This is a genomic window from Metabacillus sp. YM-086 (assembly GCF_048059995.1).
Classification (GTDB): Bacteria; Bacillota; Bacilli; order Bacillales; family Bacillaceae; genus Metabacillus; species Metabacillus litoralis_B.
This window is the reverse complement of the sequence record NZ_JBLUOI010000029.1, coordinates 47,048-60,000: the sequence shown is the minus strand read 5'-3', so window position 1 is coordinate 60,000 and position 12,953 is coordinate 47,048. Positions and strand designations below refer to the sequence as shown.

Below are 12,953 nucleotides of genomic sequence, written 5' to 3'. Positions count from 1 at the left end.
GAAAAGAAAAGTACAATCTTAACTACAAACATTAGCTTTAAAGAGTGGGATGCGGTGTTCCAGGATTCTAAATTAGCAAATGCAATATTAGATCGTGTATTACATCATGCCACAGTCGTCAACATTGTTGGTCCTTCTTATAGAATTAAAGATCACTTAGCAAAAGAAGATGATGATTAATTTTATACATTCTTAAATGATCAAAATTGTACATCGTTAGCTTGACATTTACAATAAACATATAAACCACATCTAAATTGTCTATGGAAGTGAACCTGTAGCTCTAGTCTTAAGTAGAACACCTGTGTTTACATAGTAATCACAAACCAAATATAGCTAAAAGTTTCAAAATAACAAAGAAAACTCTGTAGAAAACAAAAAGAAGAGTATACCACAATGAATATGCCTTACATCTATTCATTATTGCTTATCTTATCAACTTTATTTCTAACCGACATTATTCTACAAAATCCGGGAAGTGACAGGCACCACCCCACCCCCCAACTCTTCTTCCAAAAAAAATAAGTGTTTGAAAACTATCTTTTGAGTATATATATAATAGAACAACTTATATGTCTTATTAAACTAGGGGAAATGCATATGTTTGAGTTTTTTAGTCAAGAGGATTATACGATGTTTTCTCGTATCCTTATTGCAGCTCTTTTATGTGGGGTTATAGGGTTAGAACGGGAGTTTAAAAATCATCCTGCGGGGTTTCGAACACATTTGTTAGTAGGAATAGGATCATGTCTCATGATGATATTGTCTTTGTATGGTTTTGAGCATTATCTTCAGGATCATAAAACTGTGCAATTCGATCCGTCACGGATTCCATCTTATGTGATTAGTGGCATAGGATTTTTAGGTGGAGGAACAATTCTAGTAAAAGGTGCAACGGTTAGAGGATTAACAACAGCTGCTTCTATCTGGATTGTAGCTGGATTAGGTTTAATTATCGGCTCGGGAATGTATATTCTGGCATTTTTTACAACGATTATTGTCTTAATGTGCCTCATTTTTTTAAATAGATTAGAGAAGTATATGTATGTAAAAAAAACGAGAAGAAAAATGAAGGTTGTTGTAAATTCAACTAAATCTTCAATTGATGAAGTGATTCAGCGTCTTTCGACATATAGCATTAAGACCAATAGTATTGTGATGACATCAAGTCGAAAGGACCGAGAAGGGAATGTAACTTTTTATTATCAGTTAGATATTAATATTAACATTCATTCAATAGGGTATGAAAAGCTGGAGCTTGTAATGAAGGAAATCAAGGAAGTAGAAAAAATCTTTTAAATAAGGTTTCACCTCTTGCTATTTTGGCAATATTTAAAATGAAACAGAAGAGTTGAAAAATTTTTCTGTTCGTTTTATATTTAGATTATAGTCAAATATAGTCAAAGTCAGTGAGGGGGAGGTTGAGTGAGAAATATTTCAGACATTATTGAACAGTATTTAAAAAAAGTGCTGGACAGTAGTGGGAAAGAAATTGTTGAAATTAAACGCAGTGAAATAGCTGATCAATTTCAATGTGTGCCTTCACAGATAAACTATGTTATAAACACAAGATTTACGATTGAAAGAGGTTATCTCGTAGAAAGTAAGCGTGGTGGAGGAGGCTATATTAGAATTATTAAAGTTCATGCTGAAACTCAAGCACACTTACTTGATCAATTATTAGCTTTAATTAATAATCGCCTCTCACAAGCAGCTGCAGAGGATATCATTAGTCGGCTTGTAACAGAAGAGGTTATATCTCCTCGAGAAGCAAAGCTGATGATGAGTGTTATAGATCGTTCAGTCTTATATATCGACCTTCCTCATAGGGATGAGTTAAGGGCAAGAATGGTGAAAGCCATGTTAACTTCATTGAAATATAAGTGAAAGTAGGGGAGACGGATGATTTGCCAGGAATGTAATGAAAGACCGGCAACGTTTCACTTTACAAAAGTGATTAATGGTGAGAAAACAGAAGTTCATATATGTGAGCACTGTGCAAAAGAAAATAGTGAATTTTTTATGTTTAATTCAAGCTCAGGATTCTCGTTAAACAGCCTGTTAACAGGTTTACTAAATATGGAGCATGGCTTTGCAAAAGCAGAGGAGCAGAATGTGTTTAAAACAGAAAGTGTTCCTCAATGTGATCGATGTAAAATGACTTTCCAGGATTTTAAGAAATCTGGTAGGTTTGGTTGCTCCAATTGTTACCCAACTTTTAAAAATTATATTGCACCGATTCTAAGACGAGTTCATGGTGGCAACACAGAACATTCCGGGAAAATCCCGAAGAGAATTGGTGGAGATATTCATATAAGGAAAAAAATTGACGATTTAAAAGAGAAAATCAGAAGTTTTATTAGTCAAGAAGAGTTTGAACAAGCTGCTTTAGTGAGAGATGAGATCCGCTCACTCGAAAAAAAATTAAGTAGCTTTGATGAGGAGGGATTTTAGATGTCACTCCAGAACTTTATGAATAAGGCAATGAGTGCTTGGATGAGTCAGGAAGGGCCTGATTCAGACATTGTATTAAGCAGCCGAATTCGTTTAGCACGAAATATAAATCAATACAAATTCCCAACTCTCTCTACAAATGAGGAAGCACAGGAAGTTCTAAATTTCTTTGAAAACACATATGCAAATAAAACATTCAAAAAATTAGGCCAATTAGAGCTTTTAAAAATGAATGATTTGCAAGCAATTCAAAAAAGGGTCCTCGTAGAAAAGCATTTAATAAGTCCTAACTTAGCTGACCACTCTGAATATGGAGGTTGTTTGCTTTCAGAAAATGAGGAGGTAAGCATCATGTTAAATGAAGAGGATCATATTCGAATTCAATGCTTATATCCTGGATTTCAGCTGGAAGAAGCCTTACATACAGCGAATCAGCTGGATGATTGGATTGAGGAAGAAGTTGATTATGCCTTCGATGAACAAAGAGGCTATTTAACAAGCTGTCCTACCAATGTAGGAACAGGGCTTAGGGCATCAGTGATGATGCATCTCCCAGCGTTAGTTATCACTCAAAAGATTAATCGAATTATCCCGGCAATTAATCAGCTTGGCTTGGTTGTAAGAGGAATATATGGAGAAGGTAGTGAAGCAGTAGGAAATCTTTTTCAAATATCAAACCAAATTACATTAGGTAAGTCAGAGAAGGATATTGTAGAAGATCTGGTTAGTGTTGTACAACAACTAATTGAGCAGGAAAGATCTACTCGTGAAGCTTTATATCAGTCATCACACACTCAGTTAGAAGACAGGGTTTACCGTTCCTTTGGAACTTTGGTATACAGCCGAATCATAGAATCTAACGAGACAGCAAAATGCTTATCTGATGTTAGATTAGGTATTGATTTAGGAATTATTAAAGATATTTCCCGTACTATCTTAAATGAACTGATGATATTAACACAGCCTGGATTTTTGCAGCAGTATTTTGGCGGACCATTACGTCCAAATGAGAGAGATATTCGTCGAGCTGCACTCATTAGAGAGCGGTTAAACCTAGAAATGGATCGTAATAAACGGATGGAGGATGATGAATTATGATGTTTGGAAGATTTACAGAACGCGCGCAAAAAGTACTGGCTTTAGCACAAGAGGAAGCAGTTCGATTAGGACATAATAATATTGGAACAGAGCATATTCTTCTAGGTCTTGTTAGTGAAGGCGAAGGTATCGCTGCTAAAGCTTTATTAGCATTAGGTCTAGGTCCAGATAAAATTCAAAAAGAAGTAGAAGGATTGATTGGTAGAGGTCAAGATGCCTCACAAACTATTCACTATACACCAAGAGCAAAAAAGGTCATTGAGCTATCAATGGACGAAGCAAGAAAGCTGGGACATTCTTATGTCGGAACAGAACATATTCTCCTAGGTCTTATTCGTGAGGGAGAAGGGGTAGCTGCACGAGTACTTAATAATTTAGGTGTGAGTTTAAACAAAGCAAGACAACAGGTTCTTCAATTATTAGGAAGCAACGAATCTTCAGCAAACCATCAAGGTGGAGGCATTACGAATGCAAATACACCTACTTTGGATAGTCTTGCACGTGATTTAACGGCGATTGCTAGAGAAGGAAGCTTAGATCCTGTAATTGGTAGAAGTAAAGAAATTCAGCGTGTTATTGAAGTGTTGAGTAGACGTACGAAAAACAACCCTGTATTAATTGGGGAGCCAGGTGTTGGTAAAACGGCCATCGCTGAAGGCTTGGCTCAACAAATTGTCCAAAATGAAGTACCTGAAATTTTACGTGATAAGCGTGTTATGACGTTAGATATGGGAACAGTTGTTGCAGGGACAAAATATCGTGGTGAATTTGAAGATCGTCTGAAAAAGGTAATGGATGAAATTCGCCAAGCGGGTAATATCATTCTCTTTATCGATGAGTTACACACATTAATCGGTGCTGGTGGTGCAGAAGGAGCGATTGATGCTTCAAATATTCTAAAGCCATCGTTAGCTCGTGGTGAGCTACAATGTATTGGTGCAACAACACTTGATGAATATAGAAAATACATTGAAAAAGATGCCGCATTAGAGCGTAGATTCCAGCCAATTCAAGTCGATGAACCATCTGTTGATGAGAGTGTTCAAATTTTAAAAGGTTTACGTGATCGTTATGAGGCACATCATAGAGTATCAATTACGGATGAAGCGATTGATGCTGCTGTTAAATTATCAGATCGTTATATTTCTGATCGTTTCCTTCCAGACAAAGCGATCGATTTAATTGATGAAGCAGGTTCAAAGGTTCGCTTACGTTCTTTTACTACACCACCTAATTTAAAAGAGCTTGAACATAAGCTTGAGGAAATCCGTAAAGAAAAAGATGCCTCTGTTCAAAGCCAAGAGTTTGAAAAAGCAGCATCTTTACGTGATACAGAGCAACGTTTACGTGAGCAGCTAGAGGAAACGAAAAAAACATGGAAAGAAAAACAAGGTCAAGAAAATACTGAAGTGACAGTTGAAGATATTGCAATGGTTGTTTCTAGTTGGACTGGTGTCCCAGTTTCGAAGTTGGCACAAACAGAAACTGACAAACTGTTAAATATGGAAAACATCCTTCATTCAAGAGTAGTGGGTCAAGAAGAAGCGGTAGTTGCTGTTGCAAAAGCGGTACGCCGTGCACGTGCTGGCTTAAAGGATCCAAAACGTCCAATCGGTTCATTCATCTTCTTAGGACCAACGGGTGTAGGTAAAACTGAGTTAGCTCGCGCTCTAGCAGAATCGATCTTTGGTGATGAGGATGCGATGATTCGTATTGATATGTCTGAATATATGGAGAAGCATTCAACATCACGACTGGTTGGTTCACCTCCAGGATATGTAGGCTATGATGAAGGTGGTCAGTTAACAGAGAAGGTTAGAAGAAAGCCTTACTCAGTTGTCCTTTTAGATGAGATTGAAAAAGCCCACCCTGATGTGTTTAATATTTTACTACAAGTATTAGAAGACGGAAGATTAACTGATTCTAAAGGGCGTACTGTAGACTTTAGAAATACGATTTTAATCATGACTTCTAACGTTGGAGCTAGTGAACTAAAACGCAATAAATATGTTGGCTTTAATATCCAAGATGAAACACAAAACTATAAAGACATGAAAGATAAGGTAATGAATGAGCTAAAACGTGCATTCCGTCCTGAGTTCATCAACCGTATTGATGAAATCATTGTCTTCCATTCTTTAGAGAAAAAGCATTTAAAAGAAATCGTTTCGCTTATGTCTGATCAATTAACGAAACGTTTAAAAGAACAAGATCTTTCATTAGAATTAACAGAATCTGCGAAAGAGAAAATTGCTGATGAGGGAATTGACTTAGAATATGGTGCAAGACCATTACGTCGTTCGATTCAAAAGAATGTGGAAGACCGTCTTTCTGAAGAGCTGTTAAAAGGTACAATTGATAAAGGCCAAAAAATTATTCTTGATGTGGAAAATGGCGAGTTTGTTGTGAAGACAGCTGAAAAAGAAGAAGTGAAATCTAATTAAATAAAGAATGTTTAGAGGCATACGATTTTAATTGTGTGCCTCACTTTCTTTTTTCTCCTATGGATAATACTACGGATATTGGGAATAAGATTAATCCCCCTTTTGCCCGTCTGATAAGAATTAAACGTAATTTTCGAAAAGATTTCCCTTTAGAGCACTTTCAGTTTTATATAATTAAGGATAAGTATCATAATTAACTTGTCTATTTGGTAATCTAATAAGAGAGGAACAATTTTATGGCAAAAGCAAAGGTAAAGTTTATTTGTCAAACCTGTGGCTATGAATCACCGAAGTGGATGGGGAAATGCCCAGGTTGTGGTGAATGGAATACAATGTCAGAAGAAGTATTAAAGTCTGGGTCACCTCGAAGGGCTGTTTTTGCTCATTCCAATCAAACGGTACAAAAACCCTCGCCGATCACAACAATTGAAACAACCCAAGAACCAAGAATATTTACAAACCTTAAAGAATTTAACCGTGTACTCGGAAGTGGTATTGTGAAGGGATCTTTAGTTTTAATTGGCGGTGATCCTGGTATTGGGAAATCAACACTGCTATTACAAGTATCCTCTCAATTAGCTGATAACGGTCATGATGTTTTATATATATCTGGTGAAGAATCAGTTAAACAAACGAAATTAAGGGCAGATCGCTTAGGAGTAAAATCTAATAAATTATTAGTTTTATCTGAAACAGACTTAAGCTTTATTTCAAAAGCAATCGATGAAACAAACCCAGCCTTTGTAGTGGTCGATTCGATTCAAACTGTTTATCATAGTGAAATAAGCTCTGCTCCGGGTAGTGTATCTCAAGTGAGAGAATCAACAGCTGAATTAATGAGAATAGCCAAAACAAAGGGTATTGCGGTATTCATTGTTGGTCATGTAACGAAAGAGGGATCAATTGCAGGGCCAAGGCTATTAGAGCATATGGTTGATACAGTCCTCTATTTTGAAGGAGAAAGACATCATACGTATCGAATATTACGTGCTGTAAAAAACCGCTTTGGGTCTACAAATGAGATGGGAATTTTCGAAATGAAAGAAGCTGGTTTAGAAGAGGTGCAAAATCCATCAGAGATTTTTCTAGAGGAAAGGTCTAAGGGTGCAGCAGGTTCAACAGTTGTTGCCTCAATGGAGGGTACCAGATCAGTGCTTGTTGAAATTCAGGCTCTTATCTCTCCGACCAGTTTTGGAAATCCAAGGAGGATGGCAACCGGAATAGATCATAATCGAGTGCCGTTGTTAATGGCTGTTTTAGAGAAACGTGTTGGTCTTCTTTTGCAAAACCAGGATGCATATTTAAAGGTTGCCGGAGGCGTAAAGCTTGATGAACCTGCTATTGATTTAGCTGTTGCTGTTAGTATTGCTTCTAGCTTTAAGGATGCACCACCAAAACCAACTGACGTTATTATTGGGGAAGTGGGGTTAACAGGTGAGGTTCGTAGAGTGTCGAGAATTGAACAAAGAGTGATTGAGGCTGCAAAGCTAGGTTTTAAGAGGGCGGTCATTCCACATGCAAATATAGGCGGTTGGAATCCACCAGATGATATAGAAATTATAGGAGTAAAAAATGTAGCAGAGGCCCTCCAAAAAACATTAGGGGGATCATAAATGACAGATATAGAGAGTAAGTCAGGCGAAAAGACATTAAATGAAATTTTGCAGTTTGTAGCGCCTGGAACACCTATTAGAGAAGGGATAGAAAATGTACTTCGAGCAAAAACAGGCGGGTTAATTGTTGTTGGTCATAATGACAAGGTAAAGGAAGTAATTGATGGAGGCTTTACAATTGAATGTCCATTTTCATCTGCTCACTTATATGAGCTTGCGAAAATGGATGGAGCTATCATCTTAAGTGATTCAGGTAATAAAATTATGTATGCGAATGCTCAACTTGTTCCTGACCCTACTATCTATTCTTCTGAAACTGGAATGAGACATCGCACAGCTGAGCGTGTAGCGAAACAAACGGGTAATTTAGTCATTGCCATTTCTCAAAGAAGAAATGTGATCACCCTGTATCATGGAGAGCTCAGATATGCGTTAAGGGATATAGGTGTTATCTTAACAAAGGCAAATCAAGCCATTCAAACATTAGAAAAATATAAAATTGTGTTAGATCAATCAATCATGACGCTAGGTGCACTTGAATTAGAAGAGCTAGTAACATTTAAAGAAGTCCTTCAAGTACTTCACAGGTTTGAGATGGTTCTAAGAATTAAGGATGAAATAAATGATTATGTGAATGAACTTGGAGCTGAAGGACATCTGATTCGCTTGCAGTTAGCGGAACTTTTGACAGGGTTAGAAGAAGAAGCGGCTCTCTTAATTAAGGATTATGCTGTTGATAAGTCAGTTGATCCTTACCCAGTCATTAAACAGCTTCAAGACTTATCGAGCTTTGAGCTATTGGAAGATTCCGTTCTGTTTAAATTATTAGGCTATTCTTCTTTTACAAATATAGACAGTCCAGTTATTTCACGTGGTTATCGCATTTTAAATAAAATTCCGAGACTGCCTACAATCATTATTGAAAATTTAGTGACAACATATAAAAATTTGAAACTTATTATGAAGGCATCCGTAGAACAGTTAGACGAGGTAGAAGGGATTGGTGAGGTCAGAGCGAAAAAAATAAAAGAGGGATTAAAGAGATTGCAAGACCAACTTCTAATTGATCGTCATATATAAGAAGATTTCATGAAAGTTTTACGATTACTGTTTTAATTTCTGTAAAATAGGGTATATTAAAATTGTTTTTTAATGTATGTGTTTTTGGGGCATAGTCAAGATTACAGACATGTATCAATCTATTTACATTTTGATTTATCTATTTCACAAGTAAGCAAATTAGGATAAAGTAGTAATAATTAAAAAGGAGGTGAAGGTATGTTAATTAAACGCATAATCCAACTATTTTTTCTAAGTGTAGGTGGGATGTTAGGAATCCTATTTATGCCACAACTACTTGAATTAATGAATATGCAGGACATACCTTTTATTAATACACCTTATACGCTAGCAGTACTAGGTGCAATCATATTCTTTGTGGCAACATTTTGGTTGGTCGATTATGTTGTGAATTGGATCAGGGTCTTAGAAGAAGCTGTTGTAAAAGCCCCTGTTACAGATGTTTTATTTGGTAGTCTAGGATTAATATTTGGTCTTATAGTTGCTTTTCTTATTGTTATCCCATTAAATACGATCCAGTACCAAGTCTTTAACACCATTATTCCAATATTTTTAACGCTTCTGCTTGGATACTTAGGTTTTCAAGTAGGATTTAAGAAACGAGACGAACTAATTAATGTTTTTACCGTTCAAAATAAAATAGGCAAGAAAAAAGGAATGTCTGATGACGAGGTTGAAACTGAAGATAAAAAGCTTAAAATATTGGACACGAGTGTCATTATAGATGGGCGAATTGCGGATATCTGTCAAACAGGATTTCTAGAAGGAACAATCGTTATCCCTCAGTTTGTTCTAGAAGAACTACAGCATATTGCGGATTCTTCTGATGTATTAAAGCGAAATCGTGGAAGAAGAGGTCTTGATATCTTAAACCGTATTCAAAAAGAGCTTTCTATAAATGTAGAAATTTACGAAGGTGATTTTGAGGAAATACAAGAGGTAGATAGTAAACTCGTTAAGCTTGCAAAACTCACATCTGGTGTTGTTGTGACAAATGATTTTAACCTAAATAAGGTATGTGAATTACAAAAGGTTCATGTTTTGAATATTAATGATTTGGCAAATGCGGTTAAGCCTGTCGTGTTACCTGGTGAAGAAATGAATGTTCAGGTCATTAAGGATGGGAAAGAGCATAATCAAGGTGTTGCCTATCTAGACGATGGAACAATGATTGTTGTTGAGGATGGTCGAAATTACATTGGAAAGCATATCGATGTGCTTGTAACAAGTGTTCTTCAGACTTCGGCTGGAAGAATGATCTTTGCAAAACCCAAGTTATTAGAAAAAGCATTATAATATACCTCAGCCCATGAAGCATTTAACTCTATGTCTCATGGGCTGTTTTACATATAGAGAGGAATCTTTTATTATGATGTTATACTGAATTATTGAAGGAGTAACTCCAATGAATTATCAAGTCATAATACCTGCTGCTGGTCAGGGGAAACGGATGAATGCAGGTAAGAATAAGCAGTTTATTGAACTAGAACAGATTCCAATTATTATACATACACTAAAGGTTTTTGAAGAACATTCCTATTGCAAGGGTATTATATTAGTAATCAATGATGCAGAAAAGGCTGATTTTCAACAGCTGATAAAAAAATACCGTATATCCAAAATCAAACAATTAGTATCTGGTGGACAAGAGCGCCAATACAGTGTTTATAATGGGCTAAAGGCTGTGGAAGAGGGAGATTTAGTTCTTGTGCATGATGGAGCAAGACCTTTTCTTACTCATGAAAGTATAGAGGCACTCTTGTCAAAAACAATCCTAACCGGTGCGGCAACACTTGCTGTGCCAGTTAAAGATACAATAAAGAGAGCGAAAGATGGAGTGGTAGTTGAAACAGTTGAACGATCTTCACTTTGGTCAATTCAAACTCCACAAGCGTTCCATTTACCAATTATTTTAGAAGCACATGAAAAAGCAGTGAGAGAAAACTTTCTGGGAACAGATGATGCGAGTCTTCTAGAAAGAGTAGACCAAGCGGTTTCAATCGTTGCTGGTGAATATACGAATATTAAAATAACAACACCCGAGGACCTTTACATAGCAGAAGCAATTTTGTCGAAGAGAAAGATGTAAATTTCATAGTGTCTATTAGGTTATAGAAAGTGGGAATAATAATGATAAGAGTTGGACAAGGTTTTGATGTACATCAATTAGTGGAAGGTCGCCCATTGATCATTGGAGGAATTGAGATTCCGTACGAAAAGGGGTTATTAGGTCATTCAGATGCTGATGTATTATTACATACTGTTGCAGATGCTTGCTTAGGTGCAATAGGTGAAGGGGATATTGGGAAACACTTCCCTGATACAGATCCCACTTTTAAAGATGCGGATTCTGCAAGGTTATTAAAACATGTGTGGGAGATTGTGAAAAATAAAGGGTATGAACTAGGCAATATTGATTGTACAATCATTGCGCAAAAGCCAAAAATGGCTCCATATATTGAAGATATGAGAAATAGGATTGCTGAATTATTAGAAGCTGATGTATCACAAGTGAATGTAAAAGCAACAACAACTGAAAAATTAGGTTTTACAGGTAGACAAGAGGGGATTGCTTCAATGGCAACAGTCCTTATTCAGCAGCGTACATAGCATAAATTAGTTTGTTTATTTATTTTGTATCTGCTTTATTTTGGTGGTAAAATTAGGTCTGGTCTTATACGTTATTCATAATTTTACATAAGGGTTATTACTAAGGGTTGCTTGTATTTCTAAGCAGCTTGGAAACAAAGAGTCAAAAAGACGGAGGTACCAAAGATGACAAAGGAAGTTAGAGTTCGTTATGCACCAAGTCCAACTGGACATTTACATATCGGAAATGCAAGAACAGCATTATTTAATTATTTATTCGCTAAAAATCAAGGTGGAAAATTTATTATCCGTATTGAAGATACTGATAAGAAACGTAATATTGCTGGTGGAGAAGAAAGTCAATTAAAGTACTTAAAATGGTTAGGAATTGATTGGGATGAAAGTATTGATGTTGGAGGAGAATATGGTCCATATCGCCAATCAGAGAGAAATGATATTTACAAGAAATATTACGAAGAGCTTCTAGACAAAGGTTTAGCTTATAAATGTTATTGTACAGAAGAAGAGCTGGAAAAAGAACGCGAAGAACAAATGGCGAGAGGTGAAACACCTCAGTATTCAGGTAAGCATGCTAACTTAACAAAAGAAGAACAAAATGAATTAGAATCACAAGGGCTTCAAGCAAGCATTCGTTTTCGAGTACCTACTAATAAAGAGTACCGTTTTAATGACATGGTAAAAGGTGATATTTCCTTTGAGTCAGAAGGAATGGGTGACTTTGTTATTGTGAAGAAGGACGGAACACCTACTTATAATTTTGCAGTAGCTGTTGATGACCACTTAATGGGGATTTCACATGTACTAAGAGGGGAAGACCATATTTCTAATACGCCAAAGCAATTGATGATTTATGAAGCGTTTGGCTGGGATATTCCTGTATTCGGTCATATGACATTAATCGTAAATGAAAATCGCAAAAAATTAAGTAAACGTGATGAATCAATCATTCAATTTATTGAGCAATATGAAGAGCTTGGTTATCTACCAGAAGCATTATTTAATTTTATTTCATTACTTGGTTGGTCACCGGGCGGAGAAGAAGAGGTATTTACAAAGGATCAATTAATTGAAATCTTTGATGCGAATCGTCTTTCTAAATCTCCAGCTGTCTTTGATACACATAAATTAGCTTGGATGAATAATCAATATATTAAGCAACTAGATCTTGAAAAATTAATTCCACTTTGCTTGCCGCATTTAATTAAAGCGGGGAAAGTGTCGGAAAACATGAGCGATGAAGAACAGGAAAGAACTCATCAATTAATTGCGCTCTATCAAGAACAATTGAACTTTGGAGCAGAAATTGTTGATTTAACGGAGCTTTTCTTTAAAGAAGAGATTTCTTATGAAGAGGAAGCCAAGGATGTTCTTGCAGGAGAGCAAGTTCCTGAAGTTTTATCAGCATTTGTCAGTGAAATCAATCAAAGCGATGAATTTTCAGCTGATACAGTGAAAACAATGATAAAGGCTGTCCAGAAAGCAACAGGACAAAAAGGGAAAAATTTATTTATGCCGATTCGTGTAGCGATAACAGGTCAAACACATGGCCCAGATTTGCCAAAATCGATTGCGGTTTTAGGGAAATCTACCGTTTTAGCTAGATTACAAAATGTAATTAGTTGAGTTCAATGGTCGCTTTTAAATCAAAAAAATG

General features: G+C 36.2%; 12 protein-coding genes. All 12 read left to right on the top strand.

Features of this window, described 5'->3' with window-relative positions; genetic code table 11:
* A partial coding sequence (locus ACEWK1_RS14030; protein WP_416636378.1) for an ATP-binding protein occupies positions 1–180 on the top strand: 180 nt, incomplete at its 5' end.
* A gap of 420 nt (positions 181–600) precedes the next feature.
* Entirely contained in the window at positions 601–1,299 is a 699-nt protein-coding gene (locus ACEWK1_RS14025) for an MgtC/SapB family protein (protein ID WP_162987523.1), read from the top strand.
* A gap of 126 nt (positions 1,300–1,425) precedes the next feature.
* On the top strand, positions 1,426–1,887 hold the full coding sequence (locus tag ACEWK1_RS14020; protein ID WP_121664157.1) for a CtsR family transcriptional regulator: 462 nt from the start codon (positions 1,426–1,428) through the stop codon (positions 1,885–1,887).
* 15 nt (positions 1,888–1,902) lie between these two features.
* Positions 1,903–2,454 (top strand): UvrB/UvrC motif-containing protein, encoded by a 552-nt coding sequence (locus ACEWK1_RS14015; protein ID WP_121664158.1) that lies wholly within the window; start codon positions 1,903–1,905, stop codon positions 2,452–2,454.
* Positions 2,455–3,552 carry a protein arginine kinase gene (locus ACEWK1_RS14010; protein ID WP_212138676.1) on the top strand — a complete coding sequence of 366 codons (1,098 nt, stop codon included), beginning with the start codon at positions 2,455–2,457 and terminating at the stop codon, positions 3,550–3,552.
* Entirely contained in the window at positions 3,549–5,996 is a 2,448-nt protein-coding gene (gene clpC, locus ACEWK1_RS14005; protein ID WP_121664160.1) for an ATP-dependent protease ATP-binding subunit ClpC, read from the top strand. Before ACEWK1_RS14010 ends, clpC begins: the two co-directional genes overlap by 4 nt.
* A 236-nt stretch (positions 5,997–6,232) precedes the next feature.
* Entirely contained in the window at positions 6,233–7,609 is a 1,377-nt protein-coding gene (radA, locus tag ACEWK1_RS14000) for a DNA repair protein RadA (RefSeq protein ID WP_212138675.1), read from the top strand.
* Positions 7,610–8,689: a DNA integrity scanning diadenylate cyclase DisA gene (disA, locus tag ACEWK1_RS13995; protein WP_121664162.1), complete on the top strand. Its 1,080-nt coding sequence runs from the start codon at positions 7,610–7,612 to the stop codon at positions 8,687–8,689.
* Positions 8,690–8,887: 198 nt separating this feature from the next.
* Positions 8,888–9,985, top strand: coding sequence for a PIN/TRAM domain-containing protein (locus ACEWK1_RS13990; protein ID WP_121664163.1), 1,098 nt, complete (start codon positions 8,888–8,890; stop codon positions 9,983–9,985).
* A gap of 109 nt (positions 9,986–10,094) precedes the next feature.
* The gene (ispD, locus tag ACEWK1_RS13985) at positions 10,095–10,778 is read left to right on the top strand and encodes a 2-C-methyl-D-erythritol 4-phosphate cytidylyltransferase (RefSeq protein WP_212138674.1); all 684 of its coding nucleotides are present in this window, start codon (positions 10,095–10,097) and stop codon (positions 10,776–10,778) included.
* 41 nt (positions 10,779–10,819) lie between these two features.
* The gene (gene ispF / locus ACEWK1_RS13980) at positions 10,820–11,299 is read left to right on the top strand and encodes a 2-C-methyl-D-erythritol 2,4-cyclodiphosphate synthase (protein WP_121664165.1); all 480 of its coding nucleotides are present in this window, start codon (positions 10,820–10,822) and stop codon (positions 11,297–11,299) included.
* A 165-nt stretch (positions 11,300–11,464) separates the two neighbouring features.
* Positions 11,465–12,922 carry a glutamate--tRNA ligase gene (gltX, locus tag ACEWK1_RS13975; RefSeq protein ID WP_212138673.1) on the top strand — a complete coding sequence of 486 codons (1,458 nt, stop codon included), beginning with the start codon at positions 11,465–11,467 and terminating at the stop codon, positions 12,920–12,922.
* Positions 12,923–12,953 lie beyond the last annotated feature (31 nt).